This window comes from Thalassospira lucentensis, from assembly GCF_050516545.1.
In the GTDB taxonomy this organism is placed as follows: Bacteria; Pseudomonadota; Alphaproteobacteria; order Rhodospirillales; family Thalassospiraceae; genus Thalassospira; species Thalassospira lucentensis_C.
This window is the reverse complement of sequence record NZ_CP191544.1, coordinates 2,860,884-2,881,924: the sequence shown is the minus strand read 5'-3', so window position 1 is coordinate 2,881,924 and position 21,041 is coordinate 2,860,884. Positions and strand designations below refer to the sequence as shown.

20 protein-coding genes and 1 riboswitch are annotated in these 21,041 nt (G+C 54.4%); of the genes, 9 read left to right on the top strand and 11 right to left on the bottom strand.

What is annotated here, in order from left to right:
- Positions 1-25 precede the first annotated feature (25 nt).
- Positions 26-1,261, top strand: coding sequence for a chromate efflux transporter (chrA, locus tag ACQ0MK_RS13335; RefSeq protein WP_430473033.1), 1,236 nt, complete (start codon positions 26-28; stop codon positions 1,259-1,261).
- On the opposite strand, the gene ACQ0MK_RS13330 is transcribed toward chrA, so the two are convergent.
- From ACQ0MK_RS13330 to ACQ0MK_RS13305, 6 genes are all read right to left on the bottom strand, one after another.
- Positions 1,254-2,717 (bottom strand): serine hydrolase domain-containing protein, encoded by a 1,464-nt coding sequence (locus tag ACQ0MK_RS13330; protein WP_430473032.1) that lies wholly within the window; start codon positions 2,715-2,717, stop codon positions 1,254-1,256. The two genes, chrA and ACQ0MK_RS13330, sit on opposite strands and share 8 nt — an antisense overlap.
- 120 nt (positions 2,718-2,837) lie before the next feature.
- Complete coding sequence (locus tag ACQ0MK_RS13325) at positions 2,838-4,004, bottom strand: CynX/NimT family MFS transporter (protein ID WP_430473031.1); 1,167 nt, start codon at positions 4,002-4,004, stop codon at positions 2,838-2,840.
- A gap of 157 nt (positions 4,005-4,161) precedes the next feature.
- Positions 4,162-4,743: a helix-turn-helix domain-containing protein gene (locus tag ACQ0MK_RS13320; RefSeq protein ID WP_430473030.1), complete on the bottom strand. Its 582-nt coding sequence runs from the start codon at positions 4,741-4,743 to the stop codon at positions 4,162-4,164.
- Between the two features lie 89 nt (positions 4,744-4,832).
- A complete protein-coding gene (rsmD, locus tag ACQ0MK_RS13315; RefSeq protein WP_350042405.1) occupies positions 4,833-5,402 on the bottom strand; it encodes a 16S rRNA (guanine(966)-N(2))-methyltransferase RsmD in 570 nt (189 codons plus the stop codon).
- Positions 5,403-5,408: 6 nt separating this feature from the next.
- Positions 5,409-6,914, bottom strand: coding sequence for a pseudouridine synthase (locus ACQ0MK_RS13310; RefSeq protein WP_430473029.1), 1,506 nt, complete (start codon positions 6,912-6,914; stop codon positions 5,409-5,411).
- Complete coding sequence (locus tag ACQ0MK_RS13305) at positions 6,911-7,633, bottom strand: gamma-glutamyl-gamma-aminobutyrate hydrolase family protein (RefSeq protein WP_430473028.1); 723 nt, start codon at positions 7,631-7,633, stop codon at positions 6,911-6,913. The genes ACQ0MK_RS13310 and ACQ0MK_RS13305 overlap by 4 nt, the downstream gene beginning before the upstream one ends.
- A 309-nt stretch (positions 7,634-7,942) precedes the next feature.
- Here ACQ0MK_RS13305 and ACQ0MK_RS13300 point away from each other — a divergent pair, with 309 nt between their 5' ends.
- Positions 7,943-8,395 carry a nucleoside deaminase gene (locus ACQ0MK_RS13300; protein ID WP_350042408.1) on the top strand — a complete coding sequence of 151 codons (453 nt, stop codon included), beginning with the start codon at positions 7,943-7,945 and terminating at the stop codon, positions 8,393-8,395.
- 1 nt (position 8,396) lies between these two features.
- Here the strand turns inward: ACQ0MK_RS13300 and ACQ0MK_RS13295 are convergent, their stop codons facing one another.
- Positions 8,397-8,891 (bottom strand): RrF2 family transcriptional regulator, encoded by a 495-nt coding sequence (locus tag ACQ0MK_RS13295; protein WP_430473027.1) that lies wholly within the window; start codon positions 8,889-8,891, stop codon positions 8,397-8,399.
- A 154-nt stretch (positions 8,892-9,045) separates the two neighbouring features.
- On the opposite strand from ACQ0MK_RS13295, the gene ACQ0MK_RS13290 reads away from it, so the two are divergent.
- Entirely contained in the window at positions 9,046-9,678 is a 633-nt protein-coding gene (locus ACQ0MK_RS13290) for a class I SAM-dependent methyltransferase (protein ID WP_430473026.1), read from the top strand.
- 84 nt (positions 9,679-9,762) lie between these two features.
- Here ACQ0MK_RS13290 and ACQ0MK_RS13285 read toward each other — a convergent pair whose 3' ends face one another.
- The 3 genes from ACQ0MK_RS13285 to ACQ0MK_RS13275 all read right to left on the bottom strand — a co-directional run bounded on the left by ACQ0MK_RS13285 (position 9,763) and on the right by ACQ0MK_RS13275 (position 12,623).
- Positions 9,763-11,364 (bottom strand): glucan biosynthesis protein, encoded by a 1,602-nt coding sequence (locus tag ACQ0MK_RS13285; RefSeq protein ID WP_430473025.1) that lies wholly within the window; start codon positions 11,362-11,364, stop codon positions 9,763-9,765.
- A 134-nt stretch (positions 11,365-11,498) separates the two neighbouring features.
- Entirely contained in the window at positions 11,499-11,765 is a 267-nt protein-coding gene (locus tag ACQ0MK_RS13280; RefSeq protein ID WP_430473024.1) for an Atu4866 domain-containing protein, read from the bottom strand.
- A gap of 111 nt (positions 11,766-11,876) precedes the next feature.
- Positions 11,877-12,623, bottom strand: a complete 747-nt coding sequence (locus ACQ0MK_RS13275; RefSeq protein WP_430473023.1) for an SDR family oxidoreductase — start codon at positions 12,621-12,623, stop codon at positions 11,877-11,879.
- A 170-nt stretch (positions 12,624-12,793) separates the two neighbouring features.
- Between ACQ0MK_RS13275 and ACQ0MK_RS13270 the strand changes: the two genes are divergently transcribed.
- The 4 genes from ACQ0MK_RS13270 (at position 12,794) to ACQ0MK_RS13255 (ending at position 17,062) form a co-directional block, all read left to right on the top strand.
- Positions 12,794-13,702 carry an AraC family transcriptional regulator N-terminal domain-containing protein gene (locus ACQ0MK_RS13270; protein WP_430473022.1) on the top strand — a complete coding sequence of 303 codons (909 nt, stop codon included), beginning with the start codon at positions 12,794-12,796 and terminating at the stop codon, positions 13,700-13,702.
- A gap of 61 nt (positions 13,703-13,763) precedes the next feature.
- Positions 13,764-13,966, top strand: a riboswitch (cobalamin riboswitch).
- Positions 13,967-14,193: 227 nt separating this feature from the next.
- Entirely contained in the window at positions 14,194-15,234 is a 1,041-nt protein-coding gene (locus ACQ0MK_RS13265; RefSeq protein ID WP_430473021.1) for an ABC transporter substrate-binding protein, read from the top strand.
- Positions 15,231-16,265 (top strand): FecCD family ABC transporter permease, encoded by a 1,035-nt coding sequence (locus ACQ0MK_RS13260; RefSeq protein WP_430473020.1) that lies wholly within the window; start codon positions 15,231-15,233, stop codon positions 16,263-16,265. Before ACQ0MK_RS13265 ends, ACQ0MK_RS13260 begins: the two co-directional genes overlap by 4 nt.
- Entirely contained in the window at positions 16,262-17,062 is an 801-nt protein-coding gene (locus ACQ0MK_RS13255; RefSeq protein ID WP_430473019.1) for an ABC transporter ATP-binding protein, read from the top strand. Before ACQ0MK_RS13260 ends, ACQ0MK_RS13255 begins: the two co-directional genes overlap by 4 nt.
- Positions 17,063-17,097: 35 nt before the next feature.
- Here the strand turns inward: ACQ0MK_RS13255 and purD are convergent, their stop codons facing one another.
- Positions 17,098-18,381 carry a phosphoribosylamine--glycine ligase gene (purD, locus tag ACQ0MK_RS13250; protein WP_430473018.1) on the bottom strand — a complete coding sequence of 428 codons (1,284 nt, stop codon included), beginning with the start codon at positions 18,379-18,381 and terminating at the stop codon, positions 17,098-17,100.
- A gap of 115 nt (positions 18,382-18,496) precedes the next feature.
- Here purD and xseA point away from each other — a divergent pair, with 115 nt between their 5' ends.
- Complete coding sequence (gene xseA, locus ACQ0MK_RS13245) at positions 18,497-20,176, top strand: exodeoxyribonuclease VII large subunit (RefSeq protein WP_430473017.1); 1,680 nt, start codon at positions 18,497-18,499, stop codon at positions 20,174-20,176.
- A complete protein-coding gene (locus ACQ0MK_RS13240) occupies positions 20,176-21,030 on the top strand; it encodes a M23 family metallopeptidase (protein ID WP_430473016.1) in 855 nt (284 codons plus the stop codon). The genes xseA and ACQ0MK_RS13240 overlap by 1 nt, the downstream gene beginning before the upstream one ends.
- The last annotated feature ends 11 nt before the right edge of the window (positions 21,031-21,041 follow it).

Genomic DNA, 21,041 nt, shown 5'->3' with positions numbered 1-21,041 from the left:
CAACCCGATAAAAACGAACCAATCCGTGACAGATCAGGGCCTCGCGTCTGCGCCGGGTGTGGGTGTCGGGTTGTGGCAAATCTTTTTGATTTTCCTGCGTCTTGGCCTGACCAGTTTTGGCGGGCCGGTTGCCCATATCAGTTATTTCCGCGAAGAATTTGTCGCACGCCGTAAATGGCTCAGCGATGCGCGCTATGCCGATCTGGTCGCCCTGTGTCAGTTCGTGCCGGGTCCCGCCAGTTCACAGGTTGGCATGGGGATTGGGATGGCGCTGGGTGGTGTGCGCGGATCTCTTGTTGCGTGGTTTGGGTTCACCATGCCATCGGCCATCGTTTTGGCCATCCTTGGCATGGCCTTTGTCAGCGTTGATCTGGCAGCGGTTGATGGCGTCATTCGTGGACTGAAACTGATTGCCGTCGGGGTGGTTGCCCATGCGCTTTTGGGGATGGCCCGCACCCTTTGCCCGGATATCCCGCGTATTCTTTTTGCAATATTTGCTGCGGTCATCATGATTGCCAGTGACACCGTGCTTGCCCAGTTTATCGTCATTCTTGGCGGAATGGTCGCGGGGTTTACCCTTTTAAGGCACAAGGTAACTGATGATGACGGCGAACATCCTGTGGCGCGTTCGGCAAAGGGGGCTGTTCTTGCACTTGGTGTTTTCTTTGGCCTATTGATCATTTTGCCGATTGCGGCCGGGCTTGATCCAAGCGGTCTTTTTGCGGTGATTGACGGGTTTTATCGCAGCGGGGCCTTGGTGTTTGGCGGCGGGCATGTTGTTTTGCCCTTGCTACAAAATGCGGTGGTTGATCCGGGGTGGGTTGATCCTGAAACCTTCCTTGCCGGATATGGGGCGACACAGGCGGTGCCGGGGCCCATCTTTACCTTTGCCGCCTATCTCGGTGCGGCCCTTCATACCGGGGCAGGTCAGACTGGCATTTTAACCAGTGCGATTACGGCTTGCGTGACGCTGATTGCGATCTTTTTACCGGCATGGTTGTTGGTGATCGGATTGCTGCCGTTCTGGGATCGTGTCCGCCATATTTCATTCATGCGGGCCGGTTTGATGGGGGTGAATGCCGCGGTTGTCGGATTGCTGGCGGCTGTTTTATATGACCCGATCTGGACCGGGGCCATTCATGATGTCTTTGACATTGGCTGTGTGATTTTGGCCTTTGCCATTTTGCAATGGCGGGTCATACCGGTTTGGGCCTTGGTCGGCCTTGGGGCGTTGGTGGGATATCTGGCCGGTCTTATTTAACGTCGTCTGCCGATGCGTTTTCAGTATCATCACCATCAATGATCTCGCCATCGGCTTCATCCGGCATATCAGGGAAAACGGCACTGATATCCGAGATGAATTTACGCAGGCTAAAGGCGTCTCTTTTGCGGGTCACACCCAAACGAACAATAACCAGTTCCTTTGACGGGATGATCGTCATGGATTGACCATCATGGCCAAGCGCAAAAAACGCATCGTCGGGAAGTGTGGGCACATCACGGCGCGGATTGCCGTCATCATCACGCCCCCCCGGCAGATCAAGCCACCAATGCGCACCATAAATCCCGTCAGGGTCATTTTCGGCAGGGCTGGTTGAATATTTCACCCATCCTTCAGGCAGAAGGCGGGTTTCCTCCCACACACCGTCCTGCAGGAATAACTGGCCGATTTTGGCCCAGTCGCGTGCGGTGGCATGCATAAAGCTTGATGGAATAAAATAGCCATCCGGGTCGGTTTCAATCACGGCATTGTCGATGCCAAGCGGGCGAAACAAAAGATCGGTCGGGCGGACAAGATAGGTTGATCGTGATCCGCTTAGATTGCGAACGGCCGCCGACAGGATATTGGTCGCCCCGGAATTATATGAAAAAACTTCACCCGGTGTGTTTTCCAATGGCATTGAAACGGCATAACCCGCCGCAGCCTGTTCGATAAACAGCATCTGCACCACATCGGAAAGCGGGTTCCAGTAGCTTTCATCAAATTCAAGACCGCTTCGCATATGCAAAAGATCATCATAGGTAATCAGCGCACGCGGATCGTTGGTTTGGGCCTGCCATTCATTGATCAAAACCGGGCTTTTGACATCTGGCATCATGCCTTCGTTGCGCATCCGGCCCAGCACTGCGTTCCAGACACTTTTGGTCATTGACCAACCGGGCAGGGGCGTTTGCGACGAGATGCCATCCGCATAGCGTTCGGCAACGACCTTGCCTTGATGAAGGATTAAAACCGCACGGGTGCGGCGTTCGGGCTGAGGACCGGGTTCATCCATCACATCAAACAGGATGTTGTTCAACGCACGGCGATCAACATTCCCCGGCAAGCTGGTTGTCAGAAGCGATTTTGCGGCAACTTGGCGGATGATCGGGGTGGAGTTACGCAGCTGTGTGATGTGGGCCTGATCATTGGCCAGCGTGCATCCAAGGTTCGGGCGATACACCGCAAAGCGTTTGCGAAATCCAAACGCATGCGCACTGACAGTCTGGTTGCGTAAATCAACATTGGTGGTGATCAGCGATAACAGGGGGCTGTTATCGGCCAGAACGTCTTCGGCCCGTGCCCGGCTTGATGTCAGACCGTTCACAAAGATGGCCGAACACATGATCTTTGCGCCATAAGCCGCACCGACTGGTGCCAGCCAGATAAAGAAAGCAGATACAACAGAAAGGCCAATCAATATCAGTCCGATAAAGATGGCCTTGATCAACTGCATTCCACGTCCCTGCCTTGCGTTTATATCGCTCCTCAAAACTTAAGGAAATGGAGGGTCGCCTGCTTCGCGGGATAGGTCAAGTCATCGTATCGTATAGGTTGGGCTGAGGTCAGTGGCAGCTTAGGTCGCGAAACGCCTGAATGGTGACTTGCCAACTGAAATCAGGAAACCTGCAAAATAGAAACCGCCAAGGATACCGGCCGCCCCCGTCCATCCGTTCCAGTCAATCATCGCCCCCGTTATCGGCGGGACAATAACAACGAAGATTTCGGCAAACTGGGCGAGCATCCCTTGCAGGGCAGGCATCGAAAGGCCGCCCTTGGCAATGCCCGGAAGCATGGCAAAGCATGTGCCCGCAACGGCACCCTGACCAATGTTGAAAATGATCAGGCAGGTGATGCTCAGCATGATGTTTGTGCTTGAAAACAGGGCTGCAATCGCAATCGCCATCATCGGCAGGAAGGTCATCAGAATTGCCCGGCCTTGCACGTCACGTCCAAGCACCATGCCCGCGCCAATGCTGCCGATAACATTGCCCGCGATGGCTGTCACGCCAATGATCCCGGCTGCCAAGGCAATACCGATATCCAGGTTATCGGCCAGCATGGCGGGCATAAAGGCAAGGGCGGCCGACGTCGCACCGGCAAAGGCAGAAAATGTCAGGGCAACCTGAAGGGCCGAACGGGATTTTAAAACCCCCATTACCCCGACCTTTAAGGATTTGCGCACCGTACTGGTGGCGGGTTTCCCGATAAAGGCCAGAAATGGCAACAGGATCACGACCGGCAATGTGCAGGCGGCAACGGCCAGTCGCCAGTCAAGCCAGACCACCATCGCCGCACTGACCCAGTTGCCCATGGCGATCCCGACGGGAATAAACGTGCCCCAGATGCTCATGGCCATGGCGACCAGTTTCGGGTTGTTAAACCCGGCCATCCAGCTTGGTGCGCCGACAACAATCAGCAAATAGCCAATACTGGTCACAATCCGCCCGACATATAACAGGGCGGCCACTTGCGCGGTTGCAAAGATCAAAGCACCAATGATCATCATCACGCAGCCAAGGACAAGTGACTTGCGCAAACCCGCCCGTGCTGCCCAAACCCCGGTCGGGATGGCGCAAAGCGCCCCGGCTGCCGTGATCAAAGACGCGACAAGGCCAAATTCCGCCTGACTTAATCCGAACCCTGCCCGCAAATCAGGGGCGATGGGGCCGACCAGACCAACCTGCATCGAGGCGGTTAATCCAAGTCCGTAAAGGATACTGATGGCAAAGATCGGCGGCATGGGGCGGTTCCGTCACTGGGCGTTTTTTGTGATATGGGGCGATTTTTAGAATGGCTGCACTGCGCATGGAAACGACAGCAAAGCGGACTTCATGTTTAACTGAAATCCGCTGGCGTTTTCCACGAATGAAATATGCGCAGGGGGGATGCAAAGGGTTTTAGATGTGCAAAGGCGCCTGATCATATCCGGTGGTCAGTCGAACGGCGGTGCCATCAGACAAAAAGAACCGTTCCCAAAGGATGTAACTATCAACGATGCGCATCGGCGCGCCGTCCCGTTGGGACGTCTTAAACGTTAAATGATCAGCCTGATCTTCGTGCCAGCCAAGGTCATGCAGGCTTTTTTCAGCAACAGCGATTTCTGGCGTGGCAAACCGCCACAGTGACGTTCCCAGAAGGGGCGTGCTATCGCGCTGCCATTCCTGTTCGCGAACCGTCGATGCACACAAAAGCCGATGTGATCTGTCTTCGATCAGGTGAACACGCTGGTTTGAATGGGTAACCAGCCGCTTGACCGCATGATCCAGACGGAAATTGCGTTTGCGCGTCATCATTTGATGGATCAGATCGTATTGCAGCGGGGCAGGGCGCTGTGTTGCGTTTTCCCAACGTGACACGGTTGCCTGTGTCACGCCCAGAATGTCGGCCAGACGCGCCTGTTTGATGTCGCTTGTGCGGCGCCATTGGCGCAACAGGCGACCGAATTCTTTATCTGGTGCAGTCTGGGACAGGGCTTTCATCGCAACCAACCGTTCTTGGATTGGATAAAACGGTACCATAAAATCGGCATCAAGGCAGCAGGTTGGTGTGAATGGCTGATCTGCGAGATCTAGATGCTGAGACGGCCAATATCAATCTGACAGCGGCCATATTTGCGGGTGTCACACAAGTCAAACCCGTCAACCGTGATTTCCGGGTCGCGCGGATCGCGTTCGGCAATGATCAGGGTGTTACCATTGATCCAGCCCGCAGCGGCAAGGGCGGTGATGCTGGAATCCAGCAATTCCTTGCCATAGGGCGGATCAAGAAAAATCATGCTGGCCGGTTCGGTTGCACGCGGTGGTTTGGTGGCATCGGCCCGTTGGGCGCGGGCCTGTTCTGTGACGCGAAGATCGGCAATGTTCTGGTTGACGATCGCGACCGCAACGCGGTCTGTATCAAAGAACACAGCCTTTGACGCCCCGCGTGAGATGGCTTCTAACCCAAGGGCGCCAGACCCGGCATAGGCATCCAGAATGATGCCGTCATACAGCGGATGGAAATCATCGTCATACCAACGTGATGCGTGTGACAGGATGCTAAACAGCGCCTCTCGCACACGATCAAGGGTCGGGCGTGTGTCACGCCCTTCCGGTGCGTTCAAAAGACGCCCACGATGACTTCCGCCGACAATACGCATGACGGATTAGTCCTTTCTTGCCTTGGGACGGTTGCCTGCGGGCTTGCGGCCCGGTGTGCTGGTGCCAGCATTGCCCGAACGGCCACCTGATGACTGGCGCAATGGCTTGTTGCGTGCGTTGCTAAAACCGGAACCGTCGCGTTTGTTGCTATCACGCCCGCTGTCACGACCACTGCCGCCACGCCCGCTATCGCGTCCGGTGTCGCGGCCACTGAAGTCACGTCCGCCATCACGACCACTGCTGCCACGTCCGCTGTCACGTCCGCCATCACGACCACTACCGCCGCCGCTGCGGCCTTCTGTGTCGCGGCCACCGGCATTTCGGCTACGTGGTCCGCCGGTCGATCCACCGGGTTTACCACCTGTTGTGCCGCCCGATTTACCTTCGGCGCTGTAACGGCCACGGCCCTTGTTGGTTGGGCGGGCATTGCCACCGCTGCGCTCGTCACGGTCTTCACGCTCGAACCGATCATCGCGGGTGGCCGGTTTGCTGCGCATATTGGCACGCGGGGCTGCGCCAATCCGTGGTTTGCCGGAATTTGCCGAGCCGGAACGCGCAGAATCAGGCCGCGCAGTGCCACCTGACCGTGGGCGGCTATCGCGCGGTTCTTCGGCGTCATTCGTGGTCTGAGGATTTGCACCCGGACCACCTTGCTGGCGTTTGCGCTGTGCCGGTTGACCAAAAACAGTGCGCGGTGCCTTCGGGCGGGCGGTGCCGCCACGGGCAACGGATTTCTTTTCGGAAACCTTGCTGTAGTCACCTTTAAAGAACGCAGCAAGCTGTTCTTTCATCACTTTGCCGGTGATTTCTTCGCAATCGCCCGGTGCCAGACTTCCAAGCTGGAAGGGGCCATAGGACACACGCATCAAGCGCGTTACCGGCCAGCCAAGATGTTCCATTACACGACGGATTTCACGGTTTTTGCCTTCGCGCAGGGTGACAGTCATCCAGGCGTTGGAATCTTTTTGAACATCGACTTCGGCGTGGATTGAACCGTATTGGATGCCATCAACGGTCACACCGTCTTCAAGCTGTTTAAGTTTTTCCGGCTCAATGCGGCCATGAACGCGCACGCGATAACGTCGTGCCCAACCGGTTGCCGGCAATTCCAGATAACGGGCAAGTTCGCCGTCATTGGTCAGCAGCAGCAAACCTTCGGAATTCAAATCAAGTCGGCCAACCGAAATCACGCGCGGGACATAACTTGGCAGATGTTCAAATACCGTATCGCGGCCCTGTTCATCACGGTGGCTGGTGACCAGCCCGCGTTTTTTAAATAGACGCCAAAGACGCGGTTTTTCTTTTTCCGGCAATGGTTTGCCATTGACGTAAATCTCGTCTTCGTCGGTCACGGTCACGGCAGGTGTGTCAAGCACCTTGCCATTCAGTTTGACCAGTCCTTCTTCGATCATGCGTTCGGCATCACGCCGTGAACACACGCCTGATCGCGCAATGCGCTTGGCAATGCGTTCTGGTTTGGCTTCGTCAGGGGTCGGGTTCTTGTCGCTCATTTGCGGGCCTCGGAAATCAGGGCGTCGAAAATCTTCGCATCACCCGAACTGATATGAAATTCGGGATGCCACTGGACCCCGAGACAATAACGGTATTTCGGATGTTCAATTCCCTCAATCACGCCATCTGGCGCATAGGAATTAATGATGACATCCGGGCCAACCCCATCAACCGCCTGATGGTGGGCGGAATTGACCGAAAGCGTTTTGACATCGCCAACAATTTTCGCAAGTAGCGTTCCGGCCTCGACCGTCACATCGTGGCCTGCTTCATCGCGTGGGTTTGGCTGTTCGTGCGGCAGACAGTTTTCAACACTATCTGGGATATGCTGAATCAACGAACCGCCAAGGATAACGTTCAAAAGTTGCTGTCCACCACAAATCCCCAAAACCGGCATGTCACGCGCAAGCGCACCTTCTGCCATTGCCCATTCAAATTTGGTGCGGCGATCCTTGGTGACAACCGTGTCGTGGATTTCGTCGACCCCAAACAGGGATGGCGAAACGTCAAAGGCACCACCGGTCACAACCAGCCCGTCAATCAGATCAAGCAGATCCGGGATAAGGTCAACTTCGTGGGGCAGGGGCATGGGAATGCCGCCCGCTTTGGTTACCGCACCGGCATAATTTTCACGCAGCGCATACCACGGAAATTTGGAATAACCGCCCGCTTCTTCTGAATCGAGTGTAATGCCAATGATCGGCTTGCGCGTGGTCATGACGGATGGAACCCTGATGCTGGTGACGAGATGGCGAATTAATGTTGGCGGAAACTACCTTTGTAACCGGTTTAGGGCAACGGCAATTCACGCCGATAGTCTATGCGTTCTGTGCAGGCTGCCAATGATCTTGATCAGATGAAGGTGTGGCGATCATGGCTTGACCGAACTTCTGCGAAATAGCACTCTGATATGGCAATGACATGACCATAGGTCCAGACCCTATGCTATGGGTCCTAAAATCAAGTAAAAACGAACTGGTGCGACAAATCATGTCACTTGTCCACGATACCAGCGGGATGGAAAATCATGAGTGCAGATAGCTATATGGACATGGCCCTTGAAGAAGCCCGCGCAGCAGCCCGCCGTGGCGAAGTGCCGGTTGGCGCTGTTCTTGTGGATGCCGATACCGGCGAAGTTCTGGCACGTGCCGGAAATCTGACCGAAGAAATGAACGATCCAACCGCACATGCCGAAATTCTTGTGATCCGTGCTGCTGCCGGGGCCAAGGGCGAACCACGTCTGCCCAATTGTGATTTGTATGTCACGCTTGAACCCTGCCCGATGTGCGCAACGGCGATTTCCTTTGCCCGCCTGCGCCGGGTCTATTTTGGGGCCTATGATCCCAAGGGCGGTGGGGTTGACCATGGCCCGCGTGTGTTTGAAAGCTCATCCTGTCATCACCGCCCCGAAGTCTATGGCGGGATTGGCGAGGTTGAAGCAGGCAAACTGTTGAAGGATTTCTTTGTCAGTCTGCGCTGATTTAGTGCCCGGTGCCTGTATGGGCCTTTTTGGCGCTGTCACTTTGTCGATAATTATCCGGCGTCAGGCCAAGTTCCTTTAGGCGCACTTCAAAATCATCGGCAAGATCGGCCATGGTCACAGACGATAACGCATGCAGGAATGTTTCTGATGCGGCCGCAAGGGCGGCTGCCGTTGCCGCATTGGCCGCCTGTTCCATCAAACATTCAGACGTGTCGTTGCTGTATCCCAGCGCAAAAAGCTTGGGCGCGCCCAGTGCATTATAAATCCCGGCAAGTGTAATTTCCGATAGCGGCTTTGCCAGAAGCCAGCCGCCGCCATGCCCCTTGGTCGATGTTACAAACCCCTGATCGCGCAATCCCGCCATGGTCCGGCGCACGACAGCCGGATTGGTATTGAGCATCCCGGCAAGCTGATCGGATGTGGCGGGGCCATCCATCTGATCAAGATGCAAAAGCGCATGCAGAACGCGTGGCATACGATTGTCTTGTCGCATCGGGAAGGCTCCTGTTGTGGCTTCAAGTTCTGGCTATTTCTATCACATGCAACATCCAAAGATACATGAAATTGACAGGTATGCTAAATCATGTAACTTTTAATGTAACGTGATTCGCTTTGCGACCTCACACCACAATTGAAAGAGATATCTGATGAAGGTTGATCCGAACATGGACCCGGTTGATTTTTGGCAACAGCATTATGAAAAAGCATCCCCGGAAACCAGTGGGCGGCCATCTGCTGTGTTAGAGCGCTTTGTCAAAGATCGTGCGCCGGGCACTGCACTGGAGCTTGGATGTGGCAAGGGTGATGATGCGGTCTGGTTGGTCAAACGGGACTGGCAGGTAACCGCAATTGATCTTTCCGAAACGGCACTGGATTACGCGCGGGCCAATGCAGCGCGCAATGGCGTTGCCGACAAGATCACGTTTGCCGCCCATGACTTAATGACAGGCTTTCCAGACGGAAATTTTGATCTGATCACGGCGCAGTTTCTGGAATCCCCCGTGGTGTTTGAACGCGATGCGATTTTGCACATGGCGGCAAACCGGGTTTTGCCCGGCGGGATGCTTTTGATTGCATCGCACGGCTCGGTCCCGTCCTGGTCGTGGGACTATCCAGACAAGGTTTATCCCACTCCTCAAGAAGCGTTTGATAGTCTGAACCTTGATGCATCGGACTGGAATCGGGTTTGTGTTGATAATATCGACCGCATGGCAACCGGCCCCAAAGGCGAAAAAGGCACGGTGACAGATACCGTCATCGCCCTTGAACGCAAAGCTTAGGCATTCAGACCGTTATGAAACGCAAACGGACCGGCATCTTGTGAATGCCGGTCCGTGATGGTTCGGTTTGTCGTGAATGCGGGCTTAACCTTGGCGTTGGTTATCAAGTCCCGGCAGATGCTGGAACATCCAGGTTTCACTTAAGGGGGTATCATCAAGTTTCAAATACATCCGAAGATCAACCGGGTCGGTACCGGTTGCCTTAAGGTCAAACACCGCCCGCCAGATCCGGGTATCCATGATCGGTTCGATCTTGGTGCGGACAATGTCACCGCGCGATGTCGAGACGACCACTTCGGGAAACTCGCCATATTCAAGTGTTCCCAAAATCTCGCCTTCAAACTCGACGGAGAATTTAATTTCGTCCTTCGGTCGGACGGTGCCGGGCTCTCCGCCACGTCCCATGCGGGTCGCGGTTGCCTTCGCAAGATCGGCAACCGGGAACGGATTTTGGGCCTGCCAATACAGACGGTATTTGAACTGATAACTATTGCCCGCCTTGGCGGGTTCTTCGGGGACCCAGAACGATACGATATTGTCGTGAATCTCGTCATCGGTCGGGATTTCGATCAACTGGACCGCACCCCTGTTCCAGCTTTCAAGCGGTTCGACCCAAAGGCTGGGGCGGCGGTGATATCGTACACCATCAAGATAGTGACTGACGTCACGGTCACGTTGTATCAAGCCAAATCCGCGCGGATTATTATCGCCAAAGGCCGACGCACGAATGACTTCGGGATTGTTAAGCTGTCGCCAGATGCGTTCCCCGCCACCGGTCCAAAGTTCCAGCCCGTCGGAATCGTGGACTTCCGGGCGCCAGTCAAACCGGAATGATTTGTTCTGTTCGGAATACCAGAACATGCTGGTCAGCGGCGCAATGCCAAGCCGTTCGATGTCCTTGCGGATAAACAGGTGCTTTTCGATATCCATCGTCACACCATCCCCGCGATAGAGCAGGAATTTATACGCACCAGCGATGCTTGGCCCATCAAGTAGGGCATAGATAATGACCGGGTCTTCAGCCGATTTGGCCGGCTGGATATAGAATTCACGGAAATCGGGGAATTCTTCGGGAAGCGACGTTGCGGTATTAACCGTGATCCCGCGCGCAGAAAGGCCGTACTGGCCTTCATCGCCAATTGCGCGGAAATAGGATGCGCCAAGGAAGGCTGCCCAATCCTGTGTTTTCCAGTCATCGCGTTCAAGGTTTTCATGCAGGCGGAAACCGGCAAAGCCACTGTTGTCAGGAAGCTTTCGCGCAATGCTGTCTTCGGGCATGTCGAAATAATCGGGACGATAGATCACTTCGCGGGCAGCACCATCTTCAAGCAAGTACATGTGCACCGGCTTGGCAAAATACATACCCAGATGGAAGAAGGTCGCCGGATAGGTGCCTGAACCGTCTGCAAAGGGCGAATGATCGCGCTTATAGTGCAACTTGCCATGGGTGTCGTAATCGATCTTGCCGACGGTTTCGGGATCAGGGGAAATCGGTGCGACATAATCATTGCCGGCCATGGTCCGGGCACGATCAATCAGGGCGGCAAAGTCAAAACTTTGCGCATCCCCAAGTTCAAGCGTGTCATTTGCCGCAAGGGCACTGCCAAACATCGACATGCCCGGCAGGATCACGCCTGCTGCGGCCACGGATTTCAGAAAACGTCTGCGTTCCAAAGAAGTCGTCATTCACCAAGTCCCGTTAATCAAAGGTGCCTGAATAATATCAAACAGTGTGGAGGTAATCGGGATCAAAGATGGCGAATTCAAGGTGCAACCATTGCATTTTCTGCATGGCGACGTGCAGTGAATGAGTTTGGACCCTAGTTGCCGTTGTTTTCGCGAAACATGACCATTCCGCCATGATAAAGCACATCATTTTCGAAATAGCCATCGGCGGTAAATCCGGTATCATCCTGATAGGTGATGTAGCTGCCTGATACCTGATAGTCCCCCTGATAGGCAGACTGGCGCGTACCCCGTGCTTCGTCATAGCGCCCGTCAGCACGGAGCTCCTGACGGATATGACCATCTTCGGTCACCCACATCCCGACATAAGGGTGCGGGGCGGTTTTCGACATGGTGTTCATTTCTGCCTCCTGCGGGAAGGCTGCTGATGGTGCGAACACCATCAGCAGGACGGTTAATCTTGATAAAAAAAACGGGGCGTTTCATGATCGGATCCCGCGTTTTGGGTCGAGTTAGAATGTTGATGCAGTTGGGCGAACGATGACTTCGTTCACGTCAACGTCTGCGGGCTGATCAAGTGCATAAAGAACCGCACGCGCAATGGCATCCGGGGAGAGGGCGATTTGGCGGAACTGGGTCAGCAATTCCTTGCTGGTTTTATCTGTGATGTCGTGACCAAGTTCGGTTTCGACAACACCCGGTGAAATTGTCGTTACGCGGACGTTGTCGCTTTCCTGACGCAGCCCTTCGGAAATGGCCCAAACGGCATATTTGGTTGCGCAGTAAACAGCACCACTTGGCACAACGACATGGGCACCAATTGACGCGGTGTTGATCACGTGCCCGCTGCCCTGTTCCTTAAAGATCGGAAGGACCGCAGCAATGCCATTCAAAACACCGCGAATATTGACATTGATCATGTTGTCCCATTCGTCGGTTTTAAGTTCCGACATCGGCGCAAGCGGCATGACACCGGCATTGTTAAAGATCGCATCAACCCGGCCAAACATGTTTTGCGCATGATAGGCAAGGGCTTCAACGCTTTCGCCGTCCGTGACATCAGCCGCACGGGCCATGGCCGTGCCGCCTGTTGCTTCGATCTCGGTGGCAATCTGATCAAGGCGTTCGGTGCGACGTGCGCCCAGAACAACTTTGGCACCGCGTTGGGCAAGCAATTTTGCCGTGGCTTCACCGATGCCGCTGCTGGCACCTGTGATGATGATGGTTTTGTTTTCGACATGATTGATCGGATTCGACATGACATCCTCCTTGGGTTTGGGTCATGGCGCTTACTGTGTCGTTTCAAACCGGTTTGATGAATACACAGAACTCGACATCGATTGCCTAATCCTCCAAATGCGCGAAGTGATGCTTTTCGTTGGTCCCTGCGCATGTATACTGCATGCTAGGAAATCAAAGGGTTTTGGTGATGGATAACTATCAAAAGCTATGTCATCTGATTGACAAATACTGCGATGTGAATGGTGCTGTACGGACAGACGTCGAACCTGTCTGGATGTATCGGTCAACTGGCCCGACCTTAAAAGTGCCAACGATTTACAAGCCGTGCCTGTGTCTGATCATTTCCGGGTCAAAGGAAGTGACCCTTGGGCAGGATGTCTATCGCTATGCGCCGGGGCAGTTGCTTGTGGCGTCGGTGGATTTACCGTTGGTCGGGCATGTGACGACCGCAACCGAAGATGCCCCTTATCGCAGCCTGTCGCTTGATCTCGATGCACAGGTTCTCGGTGATCTGGTTTCACGGATGGACATCAATCTGGCGGGGGATGGTGACAGTGTCCGTGGATTGTTTGTGGAACAGACAAGCGACAATTTGGTCGATGCTGTCTTGCGTGTGGTGGAGTTGCTTGAATGCCCCGATGAAATACCGGTGATGCTGCCGCTTTTGATGCGTGAAGTGCATTATCGGTTGTTGCGCACAGGCAAGGGGGCATTGATCGCTAGGCTTGCGATGGGCGGCAGCAACATGCAGCGGATTTCGGCTGTGTTGCGCTTGATGAAGGATAATTTCCACAAACCGCTTAGTGTCGATGATCTGGCAAGTCATGCGAATATGAGCCCGTCTTCCTTCCACCATCATTTCAAGCAGGTCACAGCCATGAGCCCGCTTCAATATCAAAAACGTCTGCGCCTTACGACGGCACGGCAAATCATGTTGGCTGAAATGAAGGATGCGGCAAGTGCGGCTTATGAAGTCGGCTATGAAAGTACATCCCAGTTCAGCCGTGAATATGCCCGGATGTTTGGCGCACCGCCGATGCGTGACATCACGGCAATTCTGAACAATCCCAATCATTCGTTACCTGTGAGTACCTGATTGAAAGCCTGCTGCACCCGTAACGCAGGGTAATTCACTTGACGGGTATGGATGGCTGTGTGACATCCTTATCTGTGTCGGTATCCAAATTTGGATAAAGGGAATTCGACGTGGTCACGCGGAATGTGTGACTGCCAACCGAAGCTGCCCCCGCAACTGTAGGCGGTGAGCCTTTTTCTGAACGAAGCCACTGGGTGAGCCCGGGAAGGCCAGAAAAAGCAATGACCCGTGAGCCAGGAGACCTGCCGACACGAAGACGACAGACCGGGCGGGGTGCCTCGGAGAATGTCGGCATGTGTCCGCGGCTCCGACAGCTTTTTGAACGGCTTGTCCCTGTTCCGTATCTGACGCCTTCCGCCATTTCCAGATGCTTTAGCCAGTCTCTTGACCGTAGCCAGGTATTTGTTATGTTATAACATAACAAATACGATTGTGTTGGCCGGTTGTGCATTTCGCATGTGCTGCCGGTCTATCCGAGAAAGGACAGCAACGTGATCGCTTTGATCAAACGGAATAAACATGCATTTGCGGCCGGGGTGATTGCCGCCAGCATGGTGTCACAGGCATCTGTCGCAACCGCGACGGAATATCCACTGACCATCGAAAATTGCGGACGAAGCGTTACTTTTGACAAGGCACCGGAACGGGTTGTTTCGCTTGGGCAAAGTAATACCGAAATTCTCTATATGCTGGGCCTGGCCGACAAGGTTGTTGGAACAGCAGTCTGGTTTAATCCGGTGTTGGAGCAATACAGCACTGCCAACGAAGCCATCCCGCGTCTTGCCGACAATGATCCAAGTTTTGAAAGTGTCGTTGGTCAGAAGCCGGATCTGGTGACTAACCAGTATCAGTGGCATGTCGGACCGAACGGCGCGGTTGGAACCATTAAGCAGTTCTCCGAACTTTCCATTCCGGTCTATACCGCACCGGCCGATTGTGTTGGCAAAGACAACAGCACGGGCGGCGACGGGACGCGGATTGACGCATTTTCGATGGATCTGATCTATCAGGCGATTACGGAAATGGCGGCAATCTTTGATGTCGAAGATCGCGGCGCAACATTGGTTGCTGACATCAAAAACCGCGAAAAGACTGCACGCGACCGTGTAAGCGCGGTGGATGGCAGCGGAATTTCAACCTTGTTCTGGTTTTCCAGTGCCGAGATCGATGTTGATCCCTTTGTTGCCGGTCAAAAAGGTGCGCCTGCCTATATCGCCAATGTGCTGGGTGTGAAGAATGTCGTTCAAAGCGACGATGAATGGCCCAAAGTCGGTTGGGAAACCATTGCGCGCGCCAACCCTGATATCATTGCGATTGGTAAAATGGATCGTCGCCGGTTCCCGGCCGATGACTGGGAACTCAAAATGAAGTTCCTGCAAACCGATCCGGTGACAAGCCAGATGGAAGCGGTCAAAAGCGGTAATATCATCGTCCTTGATGCGCTGTCGATGAACCCGACGATCCGTACCGTTGATGGCATTGAAAAACTGGCCGATGCCGTTGAAGCATTTCAGGCGGATCACAGCAATTGATCAGTTTGCTTTCATCAGCATTTGAAAACCGTATCAGCGCGACAATTGTCGCGTTGGTACTTTTATGTCTGGTGCTGGCATTTGCGGCATCGGTGGGTGAAACCGCCATTCCGGTGAAAACCGTGTTTGATACGATTGCCAATCATGTCTGGAATGCCGGGTATGAGGTTGATCCGATTGATGCCGGAATTATCTGGAATTACCGTCTGAGCCGGGCGGTGGTTGCCACGTCATGTGGTGCTGCACTGGCACTTTCCGGGGCGGTTTTACAGGCGCTTTTGCGCAACAGTCTTGCCGATCCCTATTTGTTGGGGATTTCGGCCGGGGCATCGACCGGTGCGGTAAGTGTTGCGATCCTTGGCGTCGGGGCCGGGATGTTTGGATTATCCGTTGGCGCCTTTATCGGATCGGTCGTTGCGTTTGCGTTTGTGGCATTGCTTTCATTGCAGGCGGGCCGGGGAACCAGCGCGATTATTCTGGCCGGGATTGCCGGGGCGCAACTGTTCAATGCTGTGACATCCTTTATCGTCACGAAATCGGCAAGTGCCGAGGAAGCGCGCGGGATCATGTTCTGGTTGCTCGGCAATCTAAGCGGGGTGCGCTGGCCCGATGTGTGGCTTGCTTTACCCATCACCCTTTTTGGTCTTGTGGTGTGCCTTTGGCATGCGCGTTCTTTGGATGCCTTTACCTTTGGCCGGGATTCGGCGGCTTCATTGGGTGTGCCCGTGCGCCGGGCCTATGTCGTTTTGATCGGTGTTTCCGCATTAATGACTGCTGTGATGGTCAGCATTGTCGGGTCGATCGGATTTGTCGGATTGGTGATCCCGCATGCGGCGCGCTTTTTTGTCGGGACACGGCATGGTGTTTTGCTGCCGTTATCGGCATTGATCGGGGCGTTGTTCCTTGTCGGGGCGGATGTATTGTCGCGCGTCATTGTTCCGGGACAGGTTTTGCCGATTGGTGTGATTACCGCCCTTGTCGGTGCCCCGGCCTTTGCCCTGATCCTGTGTCATGGAAGGGTTCTGCGATGAGCCTTGAATTGCGAAATGTCGGCTGGTCCGCCGGATTTAAAAAGATCATCGAAGATGTATCAATATCGGTGATGCCGGGCGAATTTCTTGGCCTGATTGGCCCTAACGGGTCGGGCAAAACCAGTATGATGTCGGTTCTTTCGGGCATTCGGCCACCGTCGACCGGGCAGGCCTTTCTGGATGGCAAGGAAATGAAAAAGGTCGGGCGGCGCAATCTTGCGCGTCAGATCGGGTTTGTTGAACAACAGGCCGACACGATTGACCGGATTACGGTGGGCGAAGCCGTTTCGCTTGGCCGGACTCCCTATCTTAGCCTTTTAACACCCTGGTCCACCAACGATGATCGCATTATCGAAGATGCCCTGATCGCGGTGGATATGGCCGAGTTGAAAGACCGGATGTGGCATACCTTGTCAGGTGGGGAAAAACAGCGCGTTCATATCGCCCGTGCCTTGGCGCAGGAGCCGACTTATTTGCTATTGGATGAGCCGACTAACCATCTTGATATCCGCCATCAGCTTGGTCTGCTTGAACTGGTCAGAAGATTGCCGTTAACCGTGGTTGCCGCCTTGCATGATTTGAACCATGCGGCGATGTTTTGTGACCGGATTGCCATGATGGCCAAGGGACGGTTGATTGCGATCGGACGTCCGGCAGATATCCTCACACCAGAAAACCTGCGGGATGTTTTCGGGGTAAGGGCCAGTGTCGATACAGATGATCAGGGGCGCTGTGCCATTCGATTCCACACATCCATCACGACGCTGGCAGACATAAAAGAAGGCCGGGTTGCGTAAACCCGGCCTTCAAATTCGGTGGTTTTATCGAAGGGTTACTTCTGTTCGCGGGCAACCGCACGCCAGCCGATATCACGGCGGCAGAAACCATCTTGCCAGTCAATCGCATCAACAGCTGCATAGGCGCGTTTTTGCGTTTCGCTAACAGTTGTACCGCGCGCGGTGACACCCAAAACACGGCCACCTGTCGCGGTCAGTTTGTCGCCGGCCAATTTGGTTCCGGCGTGAAGAACTTTGACCTTGTCCATTGCATCGGCGACATCGACATTTTTGATCTCGGTGCCTTTTTCGTATGATCCCGGATAGCCTTTGGCAGCCATAACGACCACCATTGCGGTTTCCTCATACCATTGCGGTTTGACGGTATTAAGTGTGCCGGTGGCCGCACCTTCAAGGATATCAAGCACGTCTGATTTAAGACGGGTCATCAGAACCTGACATTCCGGATCGCCAAAACGAATGTTGTATTCGATCAGTTTCGGATTGCCTGCATCGTCAATCATAAGACCGGCAAACAGAACGCCCTTGAACGGATGTCCTTCATTGGCCATGCCATTAACCGTCGGAACAATGATTTGTTCCATGACCTTGGTTTCGACATCGTTTGTGAAAACCGGGGCCGGGGAATAAGCACCCATGCCGCCGGTATTCGGGCCGGTATCGCCTTCGCCAACCGCCTTGTGGTCCTGTGCTGCGACCAGCGGGATAACGTTTTCACCGTCACAAATGGCAAAGAAGGATGCTTCTTCGCCGACAAGGAATTCTTCGATCACGATTTCAGCACCGGCATCACCGAACTTGCCGCCGACCATGCATTCGTCAATCGCAGCATAGGCTTCGTCATTTGTATGACAAATGGTTACACCCTTGCCCGCGGCAAGGCCATCGGTCTTGACCACAATCGGTGCGCCATGTTTCTCAACAAAGGCCTTGGCGTCATCCGGGGTGGTGAAACGACCATAAGCAGCCGTCGGAACACCGAACTTTGCCACCATGTCCTTCATGAAACCCTTGGAGCCTTCAAGCTGTGCTGCGGCCTTGGAGCAACCAAACGATTTGATGCCCTCAGAATCCAGTGCATCAACAAGACCAGCCACCAGCGGGGCTTCGGGGCCGACAACAACCAGATCAACCGCGTTGTCCTTTGCAAAGGCAACCAGACCATCGATATCGCCATCGGAAATCGCCACGCACTCGGCCGAATCCGCGATGCCGGCATTGCCCGGTGCGCACCAAAGTTTGGTAATGCGCGGGCTACGCGCAATCGCCCAGCACAATGCGTGTTCACGTCCGCCGCCGCCAACGACCAGAACTTTCATGACTTTATCCTTCGACTTGTCCGATTGCTTGATGGTCCATGCGCGATGAACTAGGCTAGTACCTTGTCCACCCCGCCTGATAAATTATGCGGGCTTTTAGCATAAAGTGCCCTTGATGACGCAAGATTTGTTCGACCCTTTTGCCCCGGTACCCGAAACGCCTGCGAAATCGGGAAATACACCCGAATTTTCGGTATCTGATCTGTCCAATGCGTTAAAGCGGACGGTCGAGGATGCCTTTTCCTTTGTGCGGGTACGCGGTGAAATTTCCGGATTCAAACAGGCCGGTAGTGGCCATATGTATCTGGCACTTAAGGACGATAAGGCCGTTCTTGACGGGGTGTGCTGGCGCGGGCAGGCGGGCAAGCTTGGTCTGGTGCCCGAAGACGGCATGGAAGTCATCGTTACCGGACGTCTGACGACATTTCCGGGCCGCTCGAAATATCAGATCGTCATTGAAAGCATGGAAGTCGCCGGTGAAGGCGCACTTTTAAAACTTCTTGAAGAACGCAAAAAGAAACTGGCCGCCGAAGGCCTGTTTGATCCGGATCGTAAAAAGCCGATCCCGTTTCTTCCTGATGTTATTGGCATCATCACGTCGCCCACCGGGGCCGTGATCCGCGACATCATGCACCGACTGCGCGATCGTTTTCCGCGCCGGGTATTGTTGTGGCCGGTTCTGGTTCAGGGGCAGGGTGCGGCAGAACAGGTTGCCGAAGCAGTACGCGGATTTAACGATCTTTTGCCCTATGGCCAAATTCCAAGGCCCGATGTTTTGATTGTCGCGCGTGGCGGCGGGTCGCTTGAAGATTTGTGGTCGTTTAACGAAGAAATCGTCGCCCGTGCGGTCGCGGATTCCGACATTCCGGTGATTTCGGCCGTGGGTCACGAAACCGATACCACATTGATTGATTTTGTTTCGGACTTGCGCGCCCCAACCCCTACAGGGGCGGCGGAAAAGGCCGTGCCGGTGCGGATTGATCTGATTGGTCAGGTTGAAGAAAACGGTCTGCGTCTGGCGCAGGCTGTGCGCCGTTTGGGTGTGGAAAAGAAAACCGCCCTTGAAAGTCTGGCACGTGGTCTGGGCGACCCTAAAAGGATGCTCGAAGAACGCAGTCAGATGCTTGATAACTGGGCGGATCGATTGCCGCGTGCTGCGGTTAATGTCACCCAGCAGGCGCGTGCACGTTTGAACGAAATCAGTGCCCGTCTGGTCAGTCCGCGTGAACAATTATCTGAAAAACGTGGGCGGCTGGAAAATGCGGCACTGCGTCTGGATGGCGCGATGAAGTCTGCCATGCAGATGCAGAAATCACGCCTTGATCGTGCGGCGGCCGGATTGCGTCCATCGGACGCCAAACGCGATATCGTACGTGCTGGTAAGCAGACAAATGATCTTGCCGGGCGAATGCAGGCCGCAGTTAAAAACATAACCCAACGCGAAGCCGAAGGATTGGCGCGCTATGAGCGGCTTCTGGAAAGTTATTCCTATCGAAATGTGCTGAAACGCGGCTTTGCCGTTGTGCGCGACGGCGATGGTAATCTTGTTGGAAAATCGGCTGATATCATATCTGGTCAGGGTTATGATCTTGAGATGGGGGATGGCGTAACCCGTGTGACGGCGGGGGAAGGTATTGCAACCGCTGCGCCTGCATCAGATGGCGGGGGGCAAGGGGCTGAAAATCCGAGCCGGATTTCTGCCACACCAAAGCCTGAAAAGCCCATCAAACCAAAACCGGTGAAAAAGAAAAAACCGAACCCACAGGACGATGACAGGCAGGGGAGCCTTTTGTAATGCGTTTGGCAATCACGACCCTTTTGGCGGCATCCGGATTATTGGCCGCAAGCCTGTCGGTTCAGGCGGCTGAGCCAACCTATCAAGGCCAGTTTGTTCAAGGCGGGATCGTTTTTGGTCAAACCGATGCCGGTGATCAGGTTCTGCTGGATGGCGATGCGATTGATACCATAGCGCCAGATGGCCGGTTCATCCTTGGTTTCCCGCGCGATTATGAAGGCCCGGCGAAAGTCAGCATTAAACATGCAAATGGCAATGTCGAAGAATTTGCCTATGACATCGGTGACCGTGAATTTAACATTCAACGCATTGATGGCCTGCCGTCGAAAATGGTGACGCCGGATCCGAAAGTGATGAGCCGGATCAAGGATGATTCACGTCAGGCCCGCGAAGCCCGGACGGAACGCTTTACCGAGAAGTTCCTTGAAAACGGGTTTATCTGGCCGGTTCTTGGTCCGATCAGTGGTGTTTACGGATCACAACGTATTTTAAATGGCGAACCGCGATCCCCACATTGGGGAGTGGATGTTGCCGTTCCAACCGGAACGCCGGTTGTTGCCCCGGCCGACGGAATTGTGACCCTTGCCCATCCCGATATGTATTTTTCGGGTGCGACACTGTTCATCGATCACGGCCTTGGCATGGTTTCGGCATTTCTGCATTTGTCGGAAATTGATGTGAAGGTCGGTGACGTTCTTAAACAGGGCGATTTGATTGGGAAGGTTGGCGCATCTGGTCGGGCAACCGGGCCGCATCTTGATTGGCGGATCAATGTCGGGGCGGCACGGGTGGATGCCCAATTGCTGGTCCCACCTATGGAAGAAGCACAAAAGGCGGCAAACGCCAATAATTGATGGGAAACGTA